The 23,182-nt window shown below is 65.2% G+C and carries 16 protein-coding genes; 8 read left to right on the top strand and 8 right to left on the bottom strand.

All coding sequences use genetic code 11. From position 1 onward, the window contains the following. The first annotated feature begins 123 nt into the window (after positions 1-123). The 6 genes from RAC97_RS09890 (at position 124) to RAC97_RS09865 (ending at position 8,412) form a co-directional block, all read left to right on the top strand. Positions 124-642 carry an RNA polymerase sigma factor gene (locus RAC97_RS09890; protein ID WP_375099553.1) on the top strand — a complete coding sequence of 173 codons (519 nt, stop codon included), beginning with the start codon at positions 124-126 and terminating at the stop codon, positions 640-642. Then, entirely contained in the window at positions 639-1,595 is a 957-nt protein-coding gene (locus tag RAC97_RS09885; protein ID WP_375099552.1) for a FecR domain-containing protein, read from the top strand. The genes RAC97_RS09890 and RAC97_RS09885 overlap by 4 nt, the downstream gene beginning before the upstream one ends. A 137-nt stretch (positions 1,596-1,732) precedes the next feature. Then, complete coding sequence (locus tag RAC97_RS09880) at positions 1,733-4,165, top strand: TonB-dependent siderophore receptor (RefSeq protein ID WP_375099551.1); 2,433 nt, start codon at positions 1,733-1,735, stop codon at positions 4,163-4,165. An 81-nt stretch (positions 4,166-4,246) separates the two neighbouring features. Further along, positions 4,247-5,359 (top strand): PepSY-associated TM helix domain-containing protein, encoded by a 1,113-nt coding sequence (locus tag RAC97_RS09875; protein WP_375099550.1) that lies wholly within the window; start codon positions 4,247-4,249, stop codon positions 5,357-5,359. Beyond that, positions 5,356-5,532, top strand: coding sequence for a hypothetical protein (locus RAC97_RS09870; protein ID WP_375099549.1), 177 nt, complete (start codon positions 5,356-5,358; stop codon positions 5,530-5,532). Before RAC97_RS09875 ends, RAC97_RS09870 begins: the two co-directional genes overlap by 4 nt. A 72-nt stretch (positions 5,533-5,604) precedes the next feature. Further along, positions 5,605-8,412, top strand: a complete 2,808-nt coding sequence (locus RAC97_RS09865) for a dermonecrotic toxin domain-containing protein (RefSeq protein ID WP_375099548.1) — start codon at positions 5,605-5,607, stop codon at positions 8,410-8,412. Here the strand turns inward: RAC97_RS09865 and RAC97_RS09860 are convergent. The 8 genes from RAC97_RS09860 to glnE all read right to left on the bottom strand — a co-directional run bounded on the left by RAC97_RS09860 (position 8,385) and on the right by glnE (position 18,377). Continuing rightward, on the bottom strand, positions 8,385-9,827 hold the full coding sequence (locus RAC97_RS09860; protein WP_375099547.1) for a lipopolysaccharide kinase InaA family protein: 1,443 nt from the start codon (positions 9,825-9,827) through the stop codon (positions 8,385-8,387). The two genes, RAC97_RS09865 and RAC97_RS09860, sit on opposite strands and share 28 nt — an antisense overlap. Further along, positions 9,827-10,579 carry a lipopolysaccharide kinase InaA family protein gene (locus RAC97_RS09855; RefSeq protein WP_375099546.1) on the bottom strand — a complete coding sequence of 251 codons (753 nt, stop codon included), beginning with the start codon at positions 10,577-10,579 and terminating at the stop codon, positions 9,827-9,829. Before RAC97_RS09855 ends, RAC97_RS09860 begins: the two co-directional genes overlap by 1 nt. Beyond that, the gene (locus RAC97_RS09850) at positions 10,576-11,310 is read right to left on the bottom strand and encodes a lipopolysaccharide kinase InaA family protein (protein WP_375099545.1); all 735 of its coding nucleotides are present in this window, start codon (positions 11,308-11,310) and stop codon (positions 10,576-10,578) included. Before RAC97_RS09850 ends, RAC97_RS09855 begins: the two co-directional genes overlap by 4 nt. Further along, the gene (rfaP, locus tag RAC97_RS09845; RefSeq protein ID WP_375099544.1) at positions 11,310-12,116 is read right to left on the bottom strand and encodes a lipopolysaccharide core heptose(I) kinase RfaP; all 807 of its coding nucleotides are present in this window, start codon (positions 12,114-12,116) and stop codon (positions 11,310-11,312) included. The genes RAC97_RS09850 and rfaP overlap by 1 nt, the downstream gene beginning before the upstream one ends. Next, positions 12,113-13,237 (bottom strand): glycosyltransferase family 4 protein, encoded by a 1,125-nt coding sequence (locus RAC97_RS09840; protein ID WP_375099543.1) that lies wholly within the window; start codon positions 13,235-13,237, stop codon positions 12,113-12,115. Before RAC97_RS09840 ends, rfaP begins: the two co-directional genes overlap by 4 nt. Then, the gene (waaC, locus tag RAC97_RS09835; protein ID WP_375099542.1) at positions 13,237-14,295 is read right to left on the bottom strand and encodes a lipopolysaccharide heptosyltransferase I; all 1,059 of its coding nucleotides are present in this window, start codon (positions 14,293-14,295) and stop codon (positions 13,237-13,239) included. The genes RAC97_RS09840 and waaC overlap by 1 nt, the downstream gene beginning before the upstream one ends. Next, positions 14,296-15,345 carry a lipopolysaccharide heptosyltransferase II gene (waaF, locus tag RAC97_RS09830; protein ID WP_375099541.1) on the bottom strand — a complete coding sequence of 350 codons (1,050 nt, stop codon included), beginning with the start codon at positions 15,343-15,345 and terminating at the stop codon, positions 14,296-14,298. Between the two features lie 98 nt (positions 15,346-15,443). Then, complete coding sequence (glnE, locus tag RAC97_RS09825) at positions 15,444-18,377, bottom strand: bifunctional [glutamate--ammonia ligase]-adenylyl-L-tyrosine phosphorylase/[glutamate--ammonia-ligase] adenylyltransferase (RefSeq protein ID WP_375099540.1); 2,934 nt, start codon at positions 18,375-18,377, stop codon at positions 15,444-15,446. A gap of 384 nt (positions 18,378-18,761) precedes the next feature. Between glnE and aceE the strand changes: the two genes are divergently transcribed. Next, on the top strand, positions 18,762-21,407 hold the full coding sequence (gene aceE, locus RAC97_RS09820; RefSeq protein WP_375099539.1) for a pyruvate dehydrogenase (acetyl-transferring), homodimeric type: 2,646 nt from the start codon (positions 18,762-18,764) through the stop codon (positions 21,405-21,407). 13 nt (positions 21,408-21,420) lie between these two features. Further along, positions 21,421-23,061, top strand: coding sequence for a dihydrolipoyllysine-residue acetyltransferase (gene aceF / locus RAC97_RS09815; protein ID WP_375099538.1), 1,641 nt, complete (start codon positions 21,421-21,423; stop codon positions 23,059-23,061). The last annotated feature ends 121 nt before the right edge of the window (positions 23,062-23,182 follow it).

Genomic DNA, 23,182 nt, shown 5'->3' with positions numbered 1-23,182 from the left:
GCGGTGGCCCCACTAGCAAATAGACAGCATTCCGATAAGCGTCGATTGCGTCCCCCACCTTGGCTCTGCCACAATCGCGAATAATTATCGTTAGTTAACGCATTTTGTTCTGGGGGACGCCTCTTGTCGTCTGCGCACAGTCCACATGCCGAGCTGGTCGGCAACCTGTACCGCGACCATCGCGGCTGGCTGCTGGCCTGGCTGCAACGCAGCACAGCCTGCCGCCAGCAGGCCGAAGACCTGAGCCAGGACACCTTCGTGCGCCTGCTCGGCCGCCCGCAGCTGGACGCCCCCCGCGAACCCCGCGCTTTCCTTGTCGCCGTGGCCAAGGGCCTGATGTTCGACCACTTCCGCCGCGCCGCGCTGGAACAGGCCTACCTGGCCGAGCTGGCCCGGGTGCCGGAAGCCGAGCACCCCTCCCCTGAAGCCCTGCACCTGATCCTCGAAGACCTCAAGGCCATCGACCGCCTGCTCGGCAAGCTGTCGAGCAAGGCCCGCACCGCGTTCCTGTACAACCGCCTCGATGGCATGGGCCATGCGCAGATCGCCGAGCGCCTGGGCGTTTCGGTGTCCCGCGTGCGCCAGTACATCGCCCAGGGCATGCGCCAATGCTACGTGGCCCTGTACGGGGAGCCGACGTGAGCAACACGCCGGTCTCGGCCAAGGTCCTGGAAGCCGCCATCGCCTGGAAGCTGTGCCTTGAAGGGGGCGACGGCACCGCTGACGAACGCAACGAATTCAAGCGCTGGCATGAGGCCTGCGAAGAACACGCCCGCGCCTGGTTCCAGCTCGGCATGCTCGACCAGCGCGTAGGCGCTGCCGCAGGCCCCGCCCGCCATGCCCTGCTGCAATCGCGCGCAGGCCTTCGCCAGCGCATTGGCAAGGTCGGTGGTGGGCTGGCCGGCATGTTGCTGCTCGGCGGCCTGCTGGCCTGGGTCGGTGCGCCGTCGCTCTCGCCGGACTACTGGCTGGCCGACCAACGCACCGCCACGGGCGAGCTGCGCACCCTGCGCCTGGAGGACGGCACCCTGCTGAGCCTCAATACCCATACCGCAGTAGATATCGATTTCGAAGGTGAGCAGCGGGTGATCGTGCTGCGCCAGGGTGAGATTTCCGTGGAAACCGGCCACGGCGACACACGCCCGCTGTGGGTGCGTACCGACGATGGCCGCTTGCGCCCGCTGGGCACGCGTTTCCTGGTCAAGCGCGAGCGCGCTGGCACGCGCCTGGAGGTGTTGCAGGCCCAGGTGGCGGCCAAGCCTCGCGACAACGGCAACGAGCAAGTGGTGCGCGAGGGCCAGCAGGTGCTGATGAGCGCCAACGGCCTGGGTGCGCTCAGCCCGGTCAGCGCGGGCGCCGATGCCTGGACCCGCGGCATGCTGGTGGTGGACAACGTGCGTCTGGCCGACCTGGTGGCCGAGCTTGGTCGCTACCGCCACGGGCACCTGGGCGTGGCCGACTCGGTGGCCAACCTGCGCGTGACCGGCAGCTTCCCGCTGACCGACATCGACCTGGCCCTGGCCTCGTTGCAGCCAGCCTTGCCGGTGAAGGTCGAGCGACACACCCGCTGGTGGGTGACGGTCGGGCCTCGCTGAGGCCATAGCGCCCCGTGACAGGGCCGGAAAACGCCCTGAAAAGCTTCAGGTAAAAATTTTTTCAACAGGCCCTGTCACTTTCCAGAACTCACCCGGCAAGGAAGCAGTTGAGCACTTATCCTTCGAGGAGCCGCTGCATGTCCCGTGCTGTTGATTCGATCCTGCGCCCCAGCATGATGGCCTTGGCCATCGGCCTGGCCACCCCGCTGATGAGCACCGCGCTGTTCGCCGCCGAGCAGTCCACCGTGCGCGCCTACAACCTGCCTGCCGGTGCGCTGTCGACCACCCTGAACCAGATCGCCAGCCAAAGCGGCATCGCCCTGGCACTGGACCCAGCACTGGTCAACGGTCGCACCTCGGCGCCGGTCAACGGCCAGTACGACGGCCTGGGCGCGCTGCAAGCCGCCCTGCGCGGCACCGGCCTGCAACTGCAGATGGGCAGCGCGGGCAGCTACAGCGTGGTGGCCACCCCGCAGGGCAGCGTGTCGCTGCCGGAAACCGCGATCAACGCCAATAGCGAATATGAAAGCGCCTGGGGCCCGGCTGACGGCTACCTGGTCAAGCGCACCGCCGCCGGCACCAAGACCGACACCGCGCTGGTCGAAGTGCCTCGCTCCATCTCCGTGGCCACCCGCGAGCAGATGAACGACCGTAACGTGCACAGCCTGGATGACGCCGTGCGCTACATGCCCGGCATCGTCTCGGCCAGCTTCGGCAGCGACACGCGCTACGACTGGATGCGCGTACGCGGCTTCGAGCCCACCCAGTTCCTCGATGGGCTGCCGCTGCCACGTGGCGTATACGCCAACCCGAAAGCCGAGACCTGGAACCTCGACCGGCTCGCCCTGCTGCGCGGCCCGGCCTCTTCGATCTACGGCCAGACCCCGCCCGGCGGCCTGCTGGACATGGTCAGCCGTCGCCCGCAAGCCGAAAGCGCCCACGAAATAGAGGTGCAGTACGGCAGCGACAACCATCGCCAGATCAACTTCGCCAGCACCGGCAAGATCGACGAGCAGGGCCGCTTTCTCTACGGCATCAGCGGCGTAGTGCGTGACAGCGACACACAGATCGACCACATCGAAAACAAGCGCTACAACATCGCCCCCAGCCTGACCTGGAACATCGACGACGATACCTCGCTGACCCTGCTGACCCAATTCACCCGCGACGATACCGGCACCACCAGCCAGTTCCGTCCTATCCAGGGCACCAAGATCGACATGCCGTTCGGCAAGATCTCCCATCACAAGAACCTCGGTGACCCGGACTACGAGTTCTACGACCGCACTTACTACGCGCTGGGCTATGCCTTCGAGCATCGCATCAACGACGTCTGGCAGTTCCGTCAGAACCTTCGCTACACCAAATCGGACCTGTCCTTCCAGACCATTACCCCCGGCAGCTACTACCAGCCCGGCGGCCCGGTTCAGGACGACGGCACCGTCAGCCGCCTATCGACCAACGTGGAAGAAGACATCAGCCAGTTCGCCGTGGACAACAACTTCCAGGGCAACTTCTCCACCGGCGTCATCGACCACACCCTGCTGATCGGCCTGGACCACCAGCGCATCAACACCAACTACCTGTCGATTTTCGACTTCAGCGTGCCGCCCACCAACGTGCACAATCCGGTGTATGGCCTGCCGATCACCCGTCCGGACCGCTCCACCGCGTTCTACGACTACAACCAGAAAAGCCGCCAGACCGGCCTGTACATCCAGGACCAGATGGCCATCGGCAATTGGCGCCTGACCCTGGGCGGGCGTGAAGACTGGGTACACACCGGCACCGAGTTCCACAACCGCAGCGGCGCTACCAACACCCAACGCGACGTAGCCTTCAGCGGCAACGCGGCGCTCAGCTATGTGTTCGACTCGGGCTTCGTGCCATACATCTCCTACGCCGAATCTTTCCAACCGACTAACAACGCCAGCGCCGACCCGGTCGACTCATTCAAGCCGACCGAAGGCCAGCAGTGGGAAATGGGTATCAAGTACCAACCGCCCGGTTCCAACACCCTGCTGTCGGCTGCGGTGTATGACCTGACCCAGAAGAACGTTTCGGTCACCAACAACGTCGGTGGTATCACCGTCACCAGCCAGACCGGCGAAGTGAAAGTGCACGGCCTGGAGCTGGAAGCCGTTTCCGACGTTACCGAGAACCTCCAGGTGATCGCGGCCTACACCTTGGCCAAGTCCGAGGTCCAAGATGGACAGTACAAAGGCAACCGCCTGCAACTGATGCCGAACCAGCAAGCCTCGCTGTGGGCCGACTACACCTGGCACAACGGCGTGCTGGATGGCTTGGGTATCGGCGCTGGCGCCCGCTATACCGGCAACACCTATGGCGACCAGGGCAACACCTACCTGGGCAAGGCCAAGGCCTACAACGTGTTCGACGCCTCCGTGCACTACGACCTGGGCCGCCTGGACAACAGCCTGGAAGGCGCCTCGCTGGCGGTCAAAGCCACCAACCTGCTGGACAAGCAGTACCTCTCCACCTGTGACGCCTACTACTGCTATTTCGGAGACCAGCGCAGCGTCGTCGCCAGCGCCACCTACAAATGGTAAAAAGCTGACGCCACACGATTGCAGACCGGGCCGCCCTTCATGGGCGGCTTTGGTGTTTCTGAACGCTGAGAAAACCGTGCAATGAAAAGCCAAACCATTCGCCGCTGGTCGGTCATCCACACCTGGAGCAGCCTGGTCTGCACGGTGTTCATGTTGTTGCTCGCCCTGACCGGCCTACCGCTGATCTTCCACCATGAAATCGAGCAGTTGCTGGGAGAGGCGCCAGAACTGCGCGAAATGCCAGCCGACACGCCACACCTGGACATGCAGCAGCTGGTGCTCAAGGCCGAGGCCCACCGCCCCGGCGAAGCCATGCAATATTTCGGCTATGAAGCGGACGAGCCCAACGGCGTGGTGGCGATCATGGCCGCTACGGCGGGCACCCATCCCAACCTCTCGCACACCTTCATGCTCGACGCCCGCACTGGCGAGGCCCTGGAGATGCCGGCCGCCAACGGCGGTTTCATGATGCTGGTGCTGCGCCTGCACGTGGACATGTTCGCAGGGCTTGCCGGCAAGCTGCTGCTGGCGTCCATGGGGGTATTGTTCGTGGTGGCGATCGTCTCCGGCACGGTGCTGTATGCACCGTTCATGCGCCGCCTGAAGTTCGCCGAGGTGCGCAACGGCAAGTCCAGCCGCCTGCGCTGGCTCGACCTGCACAACCTCATAGGCATAGTCACCCTCACCTGGGCACTGGTGGTGGGCGTCACCGGCGTGGTCAGCGCGCTGTCCGACCTGGTCATCGCCGCCTGGCGCAACGACAGCCTGGCGACGATGGTAGCGCCCTACCGCGATGCCCCGCCGCTGCTCCAACGCGCCCCGGCCTCGCGCCTGCTGGACATCGCCGGACAGGCTGCGCCCGGCATGCGCCCAGACTTCATCGCCTTTCCCGGCACACGCTTCTCCAGCGAGCACCACTATGCGGTGTTCATGAAAGGCGGTACGCCGCTGACCTCGCACCTGTTCACCCCAGTACTGATCGATGCCCAGACCCTGGCAGTAACCGCCGTGGGCGAGAGGCCGTGGTACCTGGATGCGCTGGGCTTGTCGCAGCCGCTGCACTTCGGCGACTACGGCGGCAGGCCGATGCAGATCCTCTGGGCGGTACTGGATGTGCTGACCATCATCGTGCTTGGCAGCGGCGTGTACCTGTGGTTGGGCAAGCAGCGCCGGCCGAAGGTGGTGTCGGCATGAGCCACAAGTCGCAGAGCACCCGGCGAATCTTCGCCTGGCCGACCTTCCTCGGCGTGCTGGGCGCGGTCGGGTTGTTCGCCGCACTGTTGGGCGACGGCCCCTGGGATGTGCTGGCCTGGTTAGGCCTCGGGGTTCCGGCGCTGCTCGGTATCCGGGGGCTGTGCCGAACATGAGGTAACCCGCTGGCCCCTGAGGGGGCGAGGCGGGTAGCAGGCTCGCGCTCTCCTGCCACTGGGAGAGAACCCATGACACCTTTGCAACGCTTCGAATCGTTCGACGAACCGATCGCCGCCCTGTTGTCTGGCCCGCCACGGCCAACGACCAGCCACGACCCCAGGCTGGCGCGCCAGGCCTTCTTCGCCGACCTGGCCAGTTACTGGAACGCGCCTGGCGACAGCGGCGCCTCGCGCAAGGCCCGCTTGAGCCAACTGCGGCTCGCCCAACTGCTGGCCGAAATCGACCTGCGGATAGACGACCAGACACTCGCCGAACCCCACGCAGAGCTGCTGCGCACCTGCCTGGACAGGCCCCTGCCCTGGCAACGCGAGGCGTTGCCTGCCAACACACGACCACAACTGTATCGCCCGCGCCTCGACATCACCCGCCCGAACTGGCGCGGGCATCTGCCGGGGATCATCGTCATCGTGCAAGGCGGCCCGCAGGGGCAATGGCTGATCCATGGCCAGGCCGCCGGTGCCGTGCTGCTGTGCAGCCTCGCCCATGGCATCGAAGCGTTCAGCGACCTGCAAGCCCTGCACACCGAGCTGTGCGAACGCCTGGACGACCCCATGCAGAGTCGGCCCATGCTGCGGCTCTTCCCCAATGAGCGTGACCAAGACTGCGCACACAACGCCGAGCGGCTGCGCTACGAGTGGCTGACCGAAGACCTGCTGGACGTCCAGGTGCAATGCCTGCTCGATGCCCAGCACGGGCAATTGACCCGCGCCTGGCAGGCGGCCCTGGAAGCCGGGTTGGACGTCGGCTCGCAGGCCTTCGACGAACGCCTGCGTATCGCCAGCGACATGAGTGCATACGCCTCCAGCAAGGCCGCCTTGCCGACCCGCTACGCACTGCTGCTGGAAAAACACTCGCCTACCTGGTTCAAGAACACTTCGGTGCAAGGCCGGACCCACATCATCCAGACCATGCAGGAACTGATCATCGCCATCGAACGCGCCGGCGCCCCAGGCCTGCCCACGCACCACCAATTCCTCGAACAGAACAGCCTGCTGGCCTGGACCCGCGAGCAATTACGCCGGGAGCTGCGCCAGCGGCACCAGCTCGATATCGCCGCCGAGCAGGTCATGGTCAGCGTCACCATGGCGCGACAGGTCGGGCCCGTGTTGCTGCCCAACTTGCCCACCGGCTACATCCCCGCCGCAAGCCGCCCACGGGTGGGCGATACCATCGAGATGGTGCGCAAGACCTACAGCCTCGACCAGCTGGCACTGATCAACGTCAACTGGCTCGACATCGACTACTGGCTCACCGCACGCGTGCACCTCGCCGATGGCACTACGCTGCCAGGGTTGAGCGCCGCGCAGGCCAAGCAGCTGGTGCGTGAGTTGAACGTTGGCCGCAGCTATTCGCAGTTCCTGCAAACCCACCTCGTCGACTCGCCCGCCGGGCAATGGCGCCAGGAGGCCTATGTCGGCATCAGCCGGGCACGTATGCGCGCGGAAGCAGCCAAGGCGCGCTACGCCGGGCATTTTCTCCAGGACCCGCTAGAGCAGGGTTACCGCTGGGCCAAGGTGCTGCTCAGCTATCCCGATAGCAACTGGCGACCGCTGGTGGAGGACAACCGCCTCAGTGTGCTGCAACTGCTGGTAACCGGACAGACAGCCCAAGGGGTGTTGTTTATCGTTCCGCAAACCCCACAAATGCAGCGTTTCCTGGTCTACGCGCCAGATGCCCCGGACCGCAGGCCCTGGCGCGAATACCGCAATACCCGAGCGCTATTGCGGGAACTGCGCAACACACCGGCGCTGCGCCAGTATCTGGTCGAGCGCCTGCCCCTGGCCAAGCCCGGCAGCGTGGAGCGATTGCTGGCCAAGGGTCGCCTGGGCACCCAGGTGGAATGTCGCGAAGTCACCGGCGACTTCCTGCAAGCCTGCTACTTCGCTGAGGTACGGGCGGTAATGGCAGCAGTCGATGCAAGCACCAACACGCGCCTGGAAGTACTCGGCGAGACTGCCCTGCATACTTTGTGGATACTGCTGGACTTGATAAGCCTGGTATTGCCCACACCCGCGCTGGCCGCGCTGGCATTCGGTCGGGCGGGCATTTCCTCGCTCGACGCCCTGGAGGCGCTTGAAAACGAAGATCGGGTCGGTGCACTCAAGCAGTTGGTCGAGGCGTTCACGCACGCCAGCGACGGCATCAACAACGTCACCGGAGCAACCGTGATGCGTCGGGCGATCCGCGCCATGCCACCCACGCCACCCATGGCGTTGCCCCCGACCTACGCGGCCAGGCCGGATGTCAGCACATTGCGCTACCGCATCGATGGTATCCATGGGCCAGGGGTCTACGAGAAAACCTCGGGACACGCCGGGCTGTCGCTCTACTACATCAAGGACACCAGCGGGAGTTATTACCAGGTGTCGTTCGATGGCTATCACTGGCGTGCCGTCGACCCACGGCAACCCGATGCCTACCTCAAGGTGGCAGTCAAACGTCGTGAAGATGGTCAGTGGGTGGTCGACTCGCCCTTGCTCTGGTACGACGGGCTGCCGGACCTGGCGGCGCTGTTCGAACAATGCCGAATGGCAGAAGCCCCCGAGGGCGCCCCCGTGCAAGGAATAGAGGGCCTGCGCCAGGCAGACGGCCTGTTGTATCTGCTGGCGGGCAGCCATGCATTGCCGCTACGCGCACACCTTCTGGAGCGGCATTACCACCTGTCGATACCCGGACAACCCCAGGAAAACGCTACCGCGTGGGCCATCCTGCGCTGGCAGGATGGCCAATGGCGGGTCCGGGTACGCCAACCCGGGCGCAGCAGTGACTGGATGATGCTGCCTGCAGACTACTCCACGAGCCGTGGAAGTAGCTGATCGAGCCGCTGGTGCAAGGCGCTGCCGCTGGGCCAATTGCGCAACAGCCGCGCCCGGTCACGGGCGTAGGCTGGGGCGAAGCTCAGCTGGGTGGCGTGCTGGTACATGGCGTCGAGGTCGATCAGCGACCAGTCGCCGTCCTGCCAGAGCAGGTTATGCCCCTTGAAATCGCCATGGCTGATGCGCGCCTGGATAAGCCGTTGCATCAGGCGCACCAGGGCCTGCACCTGGGCTTCGGGCGCCTCGCCGTTGTCGACGTAGGGCGCGAAACTGGCCTTGAGGTCTGGCCCATCGGCATGCTCGGTCACCAGGTAGGCCTTGCTACGCAGACCCATCACCCGCTGTTCCAGCACCGCCAATGGGCGCGGCGTGCTGATGCCGAGGAACTCCAGGCGCAGCCCCTCTATCCAGGCATGCCAGGCGCGGCTGGGGCGCCAGAAACGCTTGAACCAGTGGGCAGTGTTCTTGATGTTGTAGCGCTTGAGCACCAAGGTGCGGCCATTGACGTCGATACGCGCAACGCTGGCAGAGCCGCCAGCCTTGTAGGAGTGGCCTTCTTCGATGAAGCGGTCGGCCTGCTCCAGCACCGGCAGCAGCGCCTGCACCTCGGGCCGGCGGATCGCCCGCAGGCCGGAAAGGCTGCGCTCGACGCTGAACAGCGTGCAATCGCGCCCAGCCTTGTCGAGGAAGTCCTTCTGACGCCAGGCACGCACCTTGTCCACCTGTTTCTGCAAGGCTTCCAGCGGCAGCGCGTGCTCGGCATTGGCCATCAGGTAGTGCACCAACAGCTCTTCGATGAACGGTTCCAGGCGCTTGGGCAACTGGGCGAAGAACACCCCGAGGTTTTCCAGCACGCGCTGGCGCGACAGCTGCTGGCCCGGCGTCTCGGCCTTGATGCCGCCACCGTCGATCAAGTACAGCTGGCCTTGGTGGCGCAGCAGGTTGTCCAGGTGCAGGTCATCCTGCCACAGCCCCTTGGCGTGCATCCGCGCCACCGCGGCCAGCGCATCGCCCAGTACCTGCTGCTGCACGTCAGCCAGCGGCGGCAAGTGCTCCACCGCAGCCCAGGCATCGCCCAGGCTCTGGGCATGCTCGAGAAACTCGAACAACAGCCAGCCACCTTCGCCTTCCTTCAGGCCATCGGCCAGCAGACGCGGCGTGGTAAGCCCCTGCGCCGCCATCAGCTGGACGCCCTCGCGCTCACGCTGGAAATGCCGGGCAGCGTTGCCACCTACCAGCAGCTTGGCCAGTACCGGCGTGCCACGCCACACGCCGGCGCCCACGTAGCGCTGGCCGGGCAGCACCCGCAGCAGGCTGAGCAGTTGCAGGTCGGCAGGGCCTGCGGCATCGGCCAGGGTCACGGTCAGCGGCAACGACGGGCTGCGCCCGGCATCCTTGAGTTCAGACAAACGCATCAGCGGGCCTCTTTGTGGCGACGGCGTTGCATCAGGCGTTGCAACCAGGTGTTGACCAAGGCGCTGTCGGCGGGTTGCTCCAGGTAGGCGGCCAGCAGGCTACGCATCTCCACTTCGCCCCAGGCATCGGCGCGGCGCAGCAGCGGTTCGAGGTCCTTGAGACGATCGCGCAGGCCGAACAGCAGTGGCCGGGTTTTCTCCAGGTCGATCAACTGCGCCTGCCAGCCTTCGCGGCGCTCTCGCAGGAAGATGTGCTTGGGGTAGAAGCAGCCATGCACCTGTCCGGCCGCGTGCAGGGTGCGCGCCAGGCGGCCGCAGGCTTCGAGAATGCCCTGGCGCTGCGGGCCAGGCAGTTGCGGCCACTGCGCCAGCAGCTCGCTGAGGTCTTGCCAGTCGTCCAGGGCGCGGGTCAGCAGGATCGCACGGTGTTCGCCGCCCTGTTTGCGCTCGCCGAAGAACACCGCCTGCAGGGCCGGGATCCTGAGTTTCTCGTAGCGGCAGATATTGCGGAATTCGCGGGCAAAGGTGGGTTCGCCGAATGGCCGGTGCAAGGTGCGCGTGAGGTAGTCGCGCTGACGCTTGAGGAAGTAGCCCTTGCCCTCCAGCTCCATGCGGAACACGCTGCTCCAGCCACCGCGCCCGGTATTGGGCTCGTCAACGGCATCGAGCTGCAGCGCCCACAGCGCTTCGAAATCATTCAGACCATGGCGCTTGAGCAGCGCATGGTCGGCACTGGCCAGGTAATCGGTCATTCCCTTCCCTCGAAGAATTTCAACACCTGGCGAACCCGTTGCTTGTCCTTGGCATCGAGACGTGCCCGCCCGCTGTACTGCAGATAGAACCGCAGGCGCTGGGTGGCCGACAGGTGGTATTTGGCGACCTTGTCCAGGCACGCCAGGTCCTTGATAAGCCGATGGCGCAGCATGAAGCCACGCCAGAAGTCGCCGGTGGGGCAGTCGATGAAGAATAGCGTGCCCTGGTCGTCCACCAGCAGGTTGCGCCACTTCAGGTCGTTATGGGCGAAGTGGTGATCGTGCATCACTCGCGTGTGTCGCGCCAGTTGGCAGCTGAGCTGGTCGACCCAGGCGCGGTCGGCCAGGCGCGCGTCATTGCGCCGGGCCAGCTCGGACAGGTCTTCGGTACGCGGCAGCTCGCGGGTGACCATCGCCCCACGGCCGAATGCCAGACCATTGCGCTCCAGCCCCCAGGCCACCACTTCGGCGGTAGGGATGCCCCATTTGGCGAACTGCTTGAGGTTCTGCCACTCGGCCTTGATCCGCGGGCGCCCGACGAAGCGGCGCATATGCTTGCCCGCGCCGGTGTAGCGCTTGACGTAGTAGTTCACCCCATCGCGCTGGATGCGCACGACCTCGCTGAGCGGGTCCTGGGTCAGGCGTTCGCCTTCGAGGGCGAATACCGCTTCGATACTGCCGAAATCTGCCGCCAGGTGCCGATACTCCGGCGCCAGTGTCCAACCCGCCATCAGAGCGCGCCCCCGTAGCGCAGTTTACGATCGTAGAGTTTCTGCGCCTTGCGCTCGAGACGCGCCAGCAGCGCGGCTTCCTCGCGCAGCACCTGGCGCAGCGGGCGCTGGAAATAGCCCTTTAGAAAGCGCAGCTTGTCGCGCTGGGTCAGGCCGATGTCCAGCGCCGAGAAGTACAGCGCGGCCAGGTCCTTGTCGCGCCAGCGCTGGGGCACTGTGGCACGAGTCTGCGCGCGGTGCAGGTCGATCACCGACAGTTTCAACGCCTCGGGCGTCACCGGGCGGTCGGTGTGCAGCAGGAAGTGGCAAATGTAGCAGTCGCGGTGATTGACGCCCGCGCGGTGCATGCCACCTGCCATTCTCGCCACTTCGGCGATCAGAGCACGCTTCAGGCGTGGCTCCGGCGGCTGGCTGGGCCAGTCGACGCAGTAATCTTCCAGGCTGATGGTGGGCGCCAGTTCCTCGGTGACGATGAACGAGTGCTGGGTCGCCGGGTTGCTGCCGCGCTCGCCGTAGGCAACGGCGGTCATGGTCGCGATGCCCACTTCATGCAGGCGCTGGATAGCCCGCCACTCCTGGCCTGCGCCCAACACCGGCAGCTTGGCGCTGAACAGGTTCTTGAACACCTCGCCCCAGCCGATGCCGCGGTGGATCTTGACGAAGTAACCTTCGCCATCGACCTCAGTACGCAGTGTGCGACGGCCTTCCAGCTCGCGATACACCTGGCCCTGCAAGGCCTCCACGGCCTCGAAGGCATCGCGCTCGGCCCACAGGCGCTTGAAGGGTTGTGCCAGTATCAGCTTCATGGCGCCTCCTGGCCGAGGATCACGTCGGCGGCGTGCTGGGGCATGCTGTACAAGTCAGCCGTTTCGGCGAAGGCCAGGCCATTGCGGCCCCAGGCCGCGCGGGCCTGGTCGTCTTCGAGCATGCGTTGCAGGTAGGCGTTGAGCTGTTCCTGTTCGAACGGCTCGTCCAGCACCAGGCCGCCGTCGGCCTCGGCAATGTAGTGGGCGTAGCCGCACACCTTGGAGACCAGCACCGGCAGGCCAGCGACCACCGCCTCCAGCAGTACGGTACCGGTGTTTTCGTTGTAAGCCGGGTGGATCAGCAGGTCGGCCCCCAGCAGGAAGCGCGGGATATCGCTGCGGCCCTTGAGGAACTGCACCTGCTCGCCCAGGCCCAGCGCTGCGCTTTGCAGCTGGAACACCTTGGGGTCGTCCTGGCCGATGACCATCAGCCGGGTGCGCTTGCGCAAACTGGAGGGCAGCGCGGCGAGGGCCTTGAGGCTGCGGTCCACACCCTTGGTCTTGAAGCCCGAGCCGATCTGCACCAGCAGCAGGTCGTCGTCGCCCAGGCCGAACTCCTGGCGGAACGCAGCGCGGACCTGGGCAGCATTGGCCGGGGCGCGGCGGTCCTGGGAAATACCGGGCGGCAACAGATGAAAACGCGCCTCGGGGGTGTCGTAATGCTTGATGAACAGCGGCTGCTGCACCTCGGAGATCATCAGGATCTCGGTGGCGGCGTCCCTGGCGAACACCGCCCGCTCGTATTCGGCGAAGTGCCGGTAGCGACCCCAGCGGCGGTAGAGGCCGCCTCGCAGGTTCTGCGCCTTGTCCTCGAAGCAGCCGTCGGCGGCGTAGTACACGTCCAGGCCCGGCATCTTGTTGAAGCCGATCAGCCGGTCGACCGGACGCTTGGCCAGGTCCGCCGCCATCCAGGCGCTGAGTTTCTCGTTACGGCGGTGGTTGAACAGCGCCTTGACCGGCGCCACCAGCACTTCGAAACCTTCGGGTACATCGCCTTCCCAGATCAGCGTGTACACGCGGATCTGATGTCCCCGCTTCTGGCACTCCAGGGCGATGCGCATGAAGTCGCGCTGCAGCCCGCCGAAGGGGAAATACTTGTAGAGCACAAAAGCCAGTTGCATCAACGCACATCCTCGGCCAGCAGCAACGCGCCCAGGCGGCTCGCCACATGCTCGGGATTGAGGCGAGTGAAGCACAGCGGCCACTCGCGTTTGAGATCGAACCGACGCAGGTCCTCGGCGCTCGGTTTGTAGGTGCACTTCTTCTGCAGGCAGGGTGCGCAGGGGAAGTTGCTGGCCTGGTGGATCTGGGCGCGTCCGTAGGCGCCGGTCAGGCCAGGGTTGGTCGGGCCGAACAGGGAGATGGTCGGCACGTCCAGGGCGGCGGCCAGGTGGCCGAGGCCGGTGTCCACCGCCACGCAGGCCTTGGCCGCAGCCAGAATGCGGGCCACGCCCGCGAGGTTCAATTTGGGGAGTACCTTGCAGTTTTCCAAGCCTTGGGCAATCCGCTCGGCACGCGCCTTCTCCACAGGGTTGCCCCAGGGCAGCAGTACTTGCAGCTTGCGTCGGCCCATGCGCTCGGCCAACTCGCGCCAGTAGGCCTCGGGCCAGTGCTTGGTATCCCAGGTGGTGCCGTGCAGGAACACCACGTAGGGGGCTACCGGCGGCAGCTCCAGGCGGGCGAGGTCCAGGCCGTAGTCGCCGATGCCCTCAGGCAGGTCATAGGCCAGGGACAAGGCGAACAGCTGTCGCACGCGTTCCACTGCATGCTGGCCGACCGCGACCGACAGGCGCCGGTCATAGAAGCGGCTGGCCCAGCCTTCGCGCGCCGAGTAGCGGTCGAGCCCGGCCACCGGCGCCTTGACGTAGCGGGTCAGCCAGGCCGACTTGACCAGGCCCTGGGCGTCGATCACCAGGTCGTACTTGCGTTCGCGCAGGCGCTGCTTGAAAGCCTTCCACTCACCGCCCTTGAGGGTCTGCCAGAGGTTCTTGCGCCAGCGGCGGATCGCCACCGGAATCACCTGGTCGACCGCCGGGTGCCAGGACGGGATCTCGGCGAAGCCTTCTTCCACCACCCAGTCGAAACGGATGCCGGGAATGGCGTGTGCCGCATCGGTAAGCGCCGGCAGGGTGTGGATCACGTCCCCCAGGGAAGACGTCTTGATGATCAGGACCCGCACTTAGTCGACCTCGGCCATGACATCGATCAGGTTAGGCCCGCCCAGACGCTGCAACGCGGCGATCACCGCCGCAGGCTCCAGCAGGCGCAGGCAGTTGTAGTGACCGAAGCGGCAGGTGCGATCAAAGCACGGGCTGCATTCGATACCGGTGCGCACCACCTCGACCTGGTCGGCCAAGGGTGGCGTGAAACCGGGCGAGGTAGAGCCGTACACCGCCACCAGCGGGCGGTTCAGTGCGGCGGCCACATGCATCAGCCCGGAGTCGTTGGAAACCACGGCATCGGCACACGACAGCAGGTCGATGGCCTCGGCCAGGGAGGTTTCCCCGGCCAGGTTGCTCGACTCCTCGCGCAGGCCGGGAATCAGCCGCTCGCGAATCTGCTCGCCCACCGGGTGGTCGCTTTTCGAGCCGAACAACCAGACCTGCCAACCCTGGCGAATCAGCGCCTCGGCCACCTGGGCGTAGTGCTCGGCAGGCCAGCGCTTGGCCTCGCCGAACTCCGCGCCCGGGCATAGCGCCAACACCGGTCGGTCCAGGGCCAGGCCAAACTTGGTCAGTGCAGCGTCGCGGCTCTGCGCTTCGATGCGCAGGCTCGGGCGGGGGTATGGCTGGGGCAGCTCGGCGCCCGGCGCGTAGGCCAGGGCCATGAAGCGCTCGATCATCAGCGGGTAGCGCGCCTTGTCGAGGGTGCGCACGTCGTTGAGCAGGAAGTAGCGCATTTCGCCGCGCCATCCGGTGCGCTTGGGAATACCGGCGAAGTACGGCAAAAGTGCCGACTTGAACGAATTGGGCAGCAAGATCGCCTGGTCGTACTGGCCGGCCAGCGACTTGCCGATGCGCCGACGCGTGGCCAGCTCCAATGCGCCGTGGCCGAGCGGGAAGCTCAAGGCCTGGCGCACCTCGGGCATGCGTTCGAGAATCGGCCGGCTCCAGTCGGGGGCCAGCACGTCGATCACGCAGTCGGGGTGCTGCTGTTTGAGGCACTGGAACAGGGTCTGCGCCATCACCATGTCGCCAACCCAGCTGGGCCCAATGATCAGTATTCTCATGCGTTGTCCAGAAACACTCGGGGAGGCTGCAAGGCCTCCCCTCTTTATATTCAGGCTATGTGGCGGTGAGTGTATCACCGACCCTGTAGGTGGTGTTCTCAGGTCAGGCCGAGCTGCCCCCAGATCCGCCGCACCTGCCGACGCTCATCCACGAACTGCCCGGCATCGATGACCCCGGCCTGCTTCTGTAGCGCCTGGCGGTGCGAGGCCGAACGGAACGCCTTGTATACCTCACGCAGCAGCACGGCGTCTGCGGCGGGCATCAGGCCTGCCTGTTCGAGCTCTTCGAGGATGCGGATGTTGTCGGTCCAGCGCAGCAGGGCCGGATGGTCGTGGGACCAAGCCAAAGCGGCGTATTGCACCATAAATTCGATATCGACGATACCACCGGCATCCTGCTTGATATCGAACGGCTGGCCGGCCTCGAAGGCGTTGTCGGCGGTGCCTGCGCCGGTGCGTTTGCTGCCCAGGTTGTCGCGCATCTTGGCACGCATGTCGCTTACCTCGGCGCGCAGCTTGTCAAGGTCGCGGGCCTGCCCGAGCACCCGGGCACGCACACCCTCGAACGCCGCCGCCACCTCCCTGCAGCCCACCAGCACGCGGGCACGCACCAGGGCCTGGTGCTCCCAGGTCCAGGCTTCGTTCTGCTGGTAGCGCTCGAAGGCGCCGACCGAACTGACCAGCAGCCCCGAAGCGCCGGAGGGTCGCAGACGCATGTCCACGTCGTAGAGCTGCCCGGACTGGGTCTGGGTGGTCAGCAGGTGAATGATGCGCTGGCCCAGGCGAGTGAAGAACTGCGCGCTGTCGATCGGCTTGGCGCCATCGGTTTCGGCATGCAGGTCGCCATCGTGGATGAACACCAGGTCGAGGTCCGAACCATGACCCAGCTCGAGGCCGCCCACCTTGCCGTAGCCGACGATGATGAAGCCGGGGTCGCACAGCCCGCCATTGCGGTGCTGTGGCTGGCCATGGCGGGCAACGGTCTGGCGCCAGGCCAGGGCCAGCACCTGGTCGAGGATGGCTTCGGCGAGCCAGGTCAGGTAGTCGCTGACTTTCATCAACGGCAGGTTGCCGCTGATTTCCGAGGCGGCCACGCGCAGGCTGTGGGCCAGCTTGAAGTGCCGCAGGGCCTCCATCTGCTGCTCCAGGTCATCCTCGGGAATGCGTGTCAGGCGCTCGCGCAGCTCTGCCGCCAGCTCCGGCGCCAGGGGCGGGCTGAACAAGCGCCCTTCGTTGAGCAGCTCGTCGAGCAGCAGCGGGTAACGGGCGATCTGTTCGGCGATCCATGGGCTGGCCGCACACAAGGTCAACAGGCGGCGCAGCGCGCCGGGGTTCTCGGTGAGCAGCACCAGGTAGGCCGAACGCCGCGCCACTGCCTCGACCAATGGCAACACGCGCTCCAGCACCAGGTCGGGGTTGTCATGCTCGACGGTCTGGGCCAACAGGCGTGGAATGAAGGCATCCAGGCGCTCCCGGCCAATGCGCTGGATCGCACGCAGCGCCGCGCTTGTGCGCAGCGAGGCCAGGCGCCGCAGGGCTTCTGCGGGCTGCTTGAAGCCGGCTTCCTGGAGCTGGCGGCTGGCGGCTTCTTCATCCTGGGCCTGCTCCCACAGCGGCGACCACTCGCCGCCGACCACCAGTTCACCCTCGCCGTCTTCGTCATCCGGGTCGGCGATCACCTGGCGGAAGTGCCAGTCGACCCGGCCGCGCCAGTGCACCAGCTGGTCGTGAAAGTGCTGCCAATCGGCAAAGCCAAGAATATAGGCGACCCGCGCCCGGTCCTGTTCGTCGTGCGGCAGCATCTGGGTCTGTCGGTCGCCGATGGCCTGGATGGCGTGCTCGGTGTAGCGCAGGAATTCGTAGCCTTCGCGAAGCTCGCCGACCACCGCTGGCGGCAGGTAGCCCTGGCCTTCCAGGGTGGCCAGCACCTTGAGCAACGGCCGCTGCTGCAAACTCAGGTCGCGCCCGCCGTGAATCAGCTGGAAGGCCTGGGCGATGAACTCCACCTCGCGAATACCGCCCGCGCCCAGCTTGATGTTCTCGGCCATACCCTTGCGCCGCACTTCCTGCTGGATCAGCTGCTTCATGGTGCGCAGCGCCTCGATGGCCGAGAAGTCCAGGTAGCGGCGGTAGACGAACGGTCGCAGCATCTCCAGCAACTGCGCCCCGGCCACCTGGTCACCGGCCACTACCCGCGCCTTGATCATCGCGTAGCGCTCCCAGTCGCGGCCCTGGTCCTGGTAATACTGCTCCAGCGCGTTGAACGACAGCACCAGCGCGCCGGCCGAGCCGTAGGGGCGCAGCCGCATGTCGACGCGGAACACGAAGCCATCGACGGTCACCGGGTCCAGTGCCTTTATCAGGCGCTGGCCCAGGCGGGTGAAGAACTCCTGGTTTTCCAGTGAGCGCTTCACGCCCTCGGTTTCGCCGCCCTCGGGGAAGCCGAAGATCAGGTCGATGTCCGACGACAGGTTGAGCTCCACCGCGCCAAGCTTGCCCATGCCCAGCACCACCATGTGCTGGGGCTGGCCGCTGCGGTTGCCGATCGGAGTGCCGAATTGCTGGCAATGGCGCGGGTACAGCCATTGATAGGCTTCGTCGATGGAGGCGTCGGCCAGTTCCGAGAGGTCGCGGCAGGTTTCGCCCAGCGCCGCCTGGCGAGTGATGTCGCGCCAGATGATGCGCGCCTGCTGGCGGTTGCGTTCGCGGCGCAGGTTGCGCGCCAGGTCATCCTCGGTCTGCGCAGCATCCGCTGCGGCCTTGACCCGAGCCCGCAACTGGCCGGGGGTGTAAGCCTGGTCCATTTCGCCGCTGGCGAGCAGGTCGAACAGCGTCGCCGGCTCACGCAGGGCCAGCGCCTGTACGAAGTCGCTGGCCGCGGCCACCTGGTCGAATTGCAATTGGTGCGCCGCGCTCCAGGTCGCGAAGTCCAGGCCTGGGTGGTGGGCCAGGGCTTCAGCGAAGAATTGGCGGTTGCGGGCGACCAGTGGCTGCAGGGCAGCGGGCAGATCGAGCGGCAAAGGCAGGCGCATGGTCTATCCTTGATCGGCGTGTAGAAGAGGGGGATGAGCGGCCGCGAGAGAGCCGGACCACGGTTGGACTGTCATACAAAAGTTGGAAATAGCTGAAAAATGTGAATCATTGGCAAGAAACATCAAGGTTCACCCAAAGCAAGCACACTACCAACCCACAGGAACGTTTTTCTCCACAACCTGAAAGGCTGCCAAAAGCGCTTTTCCTGTAGTTTTACTACTACCCCTTTAGCGCAAAAGCATGAAATGCCGAACCATTTGTAGTAAAACTACACGGCGCCGGATGACTGTCCGGCTAATCCAAGAATTCACGACGTCTGCCCAAAAGGCCAGTCGCAAACTCAGGCTTCCGATTCTGGTTGCCTTTCCGCCCTGGAGCAAGCCATGCAAGACCTCGATCCCATCGAAACCCAGGAATGGCTGGATGCCCTGGAGTCGGTCCTCGACAAAGAAGGCGAAGACCGCGCTCATTACCTGATGACCCGCATGGGCGAGCTGGCCACCCGTAGTGGTTCGCAGCTGCCATATGCCATCACCACGCCATACCGCAACACCATCCCTGTCACCCACGAAGCACGCATGCCTGGCGACCTGTTCATGGAACGCCGCATCCGCTCGATGGTGCGTTGGAACGCCCTGGCCATGGTCATGCGTACCAACCTGCAAGACTCGGACCTGGGCGGACACATTTCGAGCTTCGCCTCCAGCGCTACCCTGTACGACATCGGCTTCAACTACTTCTTCCAGGCCCCGACCGAAGAACACGGCGGCGACCTGATCTTCTTCCAGGGCCACGCATCGCCAGGCGTCTACGCCCGCGCCTTCATGGAAGGCCGCATCAGCGAAGAGCAGATGACCAACTTCCGCCAGGAAGTCGATGGCAACGGCCTGTCTTCGTACCCACACCCATGGCTGATGCCTGACTTCTGGCAGTTCCCGACCGTCTCGATGGGCCTTGGCCCGATCCAGGCGATCTACCAGGCACGCTTCATGAAGTACCTGGAAGCCCGTGGCTTCATCCCGGCCGGCAAGCAGAAAGTCTGGTGCTTCATGGGCGACGGCGAGTGCGACGAGCCGGAATCCCTGGGTGCCATCGCCCTGGCTGGCCGCGAGAAGCTGGACAACCTGATCTTTGTCATCAACTGCAACCTGCAGCGCCTCGACGGCCCGGTTCGCGGCAACGGCAAGATCATCCAGGAACTCGAAGGCGTGTTCCGTGGCGGCGGCTGGAACGTCAACAAAGTCGTCTGGGGCCGTTTCTGGGACCCACTGCTGGCCAAGGACACCAACGGCGCCCTGCAGCGCCGCATGGACGAAGTCATCGACGGCGAGTACCAGAACTACAAGGCCAAGGACGGCGCGTACGTCCGTGAGAACTTCTTCAACACCCCAGAGCTCAAGGCCATGGTCGAAGACCTGTCCGATGACGAGATCTGGAAGCTCAACCGCGGTGGCCACGACCCGTACAAGGTCTACGCGGCCTACCACCAGGCGGTGAACCACAAAGAACAGCCGACCGTCATCCTGGCCAAGACCATCAAGGGTTATGGCACCGGTGCCGGCGAAGCCAAGAACACCGCGCACAACACCAAGAAGGTCGACGTCGACAGCCTGCGTCACTTCCGCGACCGCTTCGACATCCCGGTCAAGGATGCCGACCTGGAAAACCTGCCGTTCTTCAAGCCTGAAGAAGGCTCCGCCGAAGCCAAGTACCTGGCCGAGCGCCGCGCCGCCCTGGGTGGCTTCGTGCCGCAGCGCCGCGCCAAGAGCTTCAGCGTGCCGACCCCGCCGCTGGAGACCCTGAAGGCGATCCTGGATGGCTCGGGCGACCGTGAAATCTCCACCACCATGGCCTTCGTGCGCATCCTGGCGCAGCTGGTCAAGGACAAGGAAATCGGCCAGCGCATCGTTCCGATCATCCCGGACGAAGCCCGTACCTTCGGTATGGAAGGCATGTTCCGCCAGCTGGGCATCTACTCGTCGGTCGGCCAGCTCTACGAGCCCGTCGATAAAGACCAGGTGATGTTCTACCGCGAGGACAAGAAGGGCCAGATCCTCGAGGAAGGCATCAACGAAGCCGGCGCCATGTCGTCGTTCATCGCTGCCGGTACCTCGTACAGCTGCCACAACCAGCCGATGCTGCCGTTCTACATCTTCTACTCGATGTTCGGCTTCCAGCGTATCGGCGACCTGGCATGGGCCGCTGGCGACAGCCGCACCCGTGGCTTCCTGATCGGCGGTACCGCCGGCCGTACCACCCTCAACGGTGAAGGCCTGCAGCACGAAGACGGCCACAGCCACATGATGGCGGGCACCATCCCGAACTGCCGCACCTATGACCCCACCTACGGCTACGAGCTGGCGGTGATCATCCAGGACGGCATGAAGAAGATGACCGAAGAGCAACAGGACATCTTCTACTACATCACCGTGATGAACGAGTCCTACCAGCAGCCAGCCATGCCGGCCGGTGTCGAGGAAGGCATCATCAAGGGCATGTACCTGCTGGAAGAAGACACCCGCGAAGCCGCGCACCACGTACAGCTGATGGGCTCCGGCACCATCCTGCGCGAAGTCCGCGAAGCGGCGAAGATCCTGCGTGACGAGTACAACATCGGCGCCGACGTGTGGAGCGTCACCAGCTTCAACGAACTGCGTCGCGACGGCCTGGCCGTGGAACGCGCCAACCGCCTCAAGCCTGGCCAGAAGCCACAGCAGACCTACGTCGAGCAGTGCCTGAACGGTCGCAAAGGCCCGGTCATCGCCTCCACCGACTACATGAAGCTGTTCGCCGAGCAGATTCGCCAGTGGGTGCCGAGCAAAGAGTTCAAGGTCCTGGGTACCGACGGCTACGGCCGCAGCGACAGCCGCAAGAAGCTGCGTCACTTCTTCGAAGTCGACCGCCACTTCGTGGTACTGGCTGCGCTGGAAGCCCTGGCCGACCGCGGCGAGATCGAACCCAAGGTTGTGGCAGACGCTATCGTCAAGTTCGGTATCGACCCGGACAAGCGCAACCCACTGGACTGCTGAGGAGTATTTTTAAGTGAGCGAACTCATTCGCGTACCTGACATCGGCAGCGGTGAAGGTGAAATCATCGAGCTGTTCGTCAAGGTCGGTGACCGTATCGAGGCTGACCAGAGCCTGCTGACACTGGAGTCCGACAAGGCCTCCATGGAGATCCCGGCCCCCAAGGCCGGCGTCATCAAGGAACTGAAGGTCAAGCTGGGCGACCGTCTGAAAGAAGGCGACGAGCTGCTGGTCCTGGAAGCCGAGGGTGCCGCTGCTGCGGCGCCCGAGGCTCCGGCCGCGGCTGCCCCGGCTGCCGCACCTGCCGCCGCCGAAAAGCCGGCCGAAGCCGCGCCAGCACCGGCCGCCGCCCCGGCTGCAGCCAGCGTGCAGGACATCCACGTGCCGGACATCGGCTCGTCGGGCAAGGCCAAGATCATCGAAGTGCTGGTCAAGGTCGGCGATACCGTCGAAGCCGACCAGTCGCTGATCACCCTGGAGTCCGACAAGGCCTCCATGGAGATCCCCTCGCCTGCTGCTGGCGTGGTCGAGGAAGTACTGTGCAAGCTGGAAGACGAAGTCGGCACTGGCGACCTGATCTTCAAGCTGAAAGTCGCAGGCGCTGCACCTGCTGCCGCGCCTGCACCTGCCGCTGCTGCTGCCCCGGCCAAGGCTGAGGCAGCTCCGGCCGCCGCACCTGCCGCTGCCGCCCCGGCTGCTGCACCTGCACCGGCTGCCACCGCTCCGGCCGCTGGCAGCAATGCCAAGGTCCACGCAGGCCCGGCTGTTCGCCAGCTGGCCCGCGAATTCGGTGTCGACCTGGGCGCGGTCGCGGCCACTGGCCCGCACGGTCGCATCCTCAAGGAAGACGTGCAGGCCTACGTCAAGGCCATGATGCAAAAGGCCAAGGAAGCTCCAGCCGCCGGCGCAACCGGTGGCGCGGGCATCCCGCCGATTCCGACCGTCGACTTCAGCAAGTTCGGCGAAGTGGAAGAAGTGGCCATGACCCGCCTGATGCAGGTCGGCGCCGCCAACCTGCACCGCAGCTGGCTGAACGTGCCGCACGTGACCCAGTTCGACTCCGCCGACATCACCGAGCTGGAAGCCTTCCGCGTTTCGCAGAAAGCCGCCGCCGAGAAGGCTGGCGTCAAGCTGACCGTGCTGCCGCTGCTGCTCAAGGCCTGCGCGTTCCTGCTCAAGGAACTGCCGGACTTCAACAGCTCCCTGGCGCCAAGCGGCAAGGCCGTGATCCGCAAGAAGTACGTGCACATCGGCTTCGCCGTGGACACCCCGGACGGTCTGCTGGTGCCGGTGATCAAGAACGTCGACCAGAAGAGCCTGCTGCAACTGGCTGGCGAAGCGGCGGCCCTGGCCGAAAAAGCGCGCACCAAGAAGCTGTCGGCCGACGACATGCAAGGTGCCTGCTTCACCATCTCGAGCCTCGGCCACATTGGCGGCACCGGCTTCACGCCGATCGTCAATGCGCCTGAAGTAGCGATTCTCGGCGTGTCCAAGGCCACCATGCAACCGGTCTGGGACGGCAAGGCCTTCCAGCCGAAGCTGATGCTGCCGCTGTCGCTGTCCTACGATCACCGCGTGATCAACGGCGCCGCCGCCGCGCGCTTCACCAAGCGCCTGGGCGACGTGCTGGCGGATATCCGCACGATGCTGCTGTAAAGCGTCCCCCTGCCCCTCCCCGGAGGGGCAGTACCCTTTTCGAGCTGCCACGCTCGTACCTCAACCCCGTCACGTTCTGGCGGGGCTTTTTTTTGCCTGGCCGGCGAACTCCGGCATAGCC

Source organism: Pseudomonas sp. LS_2 (genome assembly GCF_042709235.1).
In the GTDB taxonomy this organism is placed as follows: Bacteria; Pseudomonadota; Gammaproteobacteria; order Pseudomonadales; family Pseudomonadaceae; genus Aquipseudomonas.
The sequence above is the reverse complement of the archived record's forward strand: the minus strand, read 5'-3'. Positions and strand labels throughout refer to the sequence as shown.

Coding starts and splice junctions, on each gene's coding strand:
- RAC97_RS09880 (WP_375099551.1), top strand. CDS start 1,733: ATGTCCCGTGCTGTTGATTCGATCCTGCGCCCCAGCATGATGGCCTTG.
- RAC97_RS09875 (WP_375099550.1), top strand. CDS start 4,247: ATGAAAAGCCAAACCATTCGCCGCTGGTCGGTCATCCACACCTGGAGC.
- RAC97_RS09870 (WP_375099549.1), top strand. CDS start 5,356: ATGAGCCACAAGTCGCAGAGCACCCGGCGAATCTTCGCCTGGCCGACC.
- RAC97_RS09865 (WP_375099548.1), top strand. CDS start 5,605: ATGACACCTTTGCAACGCTTCGAATCGTTCGACGAACCGATCGCCGCC.
- RAC97_RS09860 (WP_375099547.1), bottom strand. CDS start 9,827: ATGCGTTTGTCTGAACTCAAGGATGCCGGGCGCAGCCCGTCGTTGCCG.
- RAC97_RS09855 (WP_375099546.1), bottom strand. CDS start 10,579: ATGACCGATTACCTGGCCAGTGCCGACCATGCGCTGCTCAAGCGCCAT.
- RAC97_RS09850 (WP_375099545.1), bottom strand. CDS start 11,310: ATGGCGGGTTGGACACTGGCGCCGGAGTATCGGCACCTGGCGGCAGAT.
- rfaP (WP_375099544.1), bottom strand. CDS start 12,116: ATGAAGCTGATACTGGCACAACCCTTCAAGCGCCTGTGGGCCGAGCGC.
- RAC97_RS09840 (WP_375099543.1), bottom strand. CDS start 13,237: ATGCAACTGGCTTTTGTGCTCTACAAGTATTTCCCCTTCGGCGGGCTG.
- waaF (WP_375099541.1), bottom strand. CDS start 15,345: ATGAGAATACTGATCATTGGGCCCAGCTGGGTTGGCGACATGGTGATG.
- glnE (WP_375099540.1), bottom strand. CDS start 18,377: ATGCGCCTGCCTTTGCCGCTCGATCTGCCCGCTGCCCTGCAGCCACTG.
- aceE (WP_375099539.1), top strand. CDS start 18,762: ATGCAAGACCTCGATCCCATCGAAACCCAGGAATGGCTGGATGCCCTG.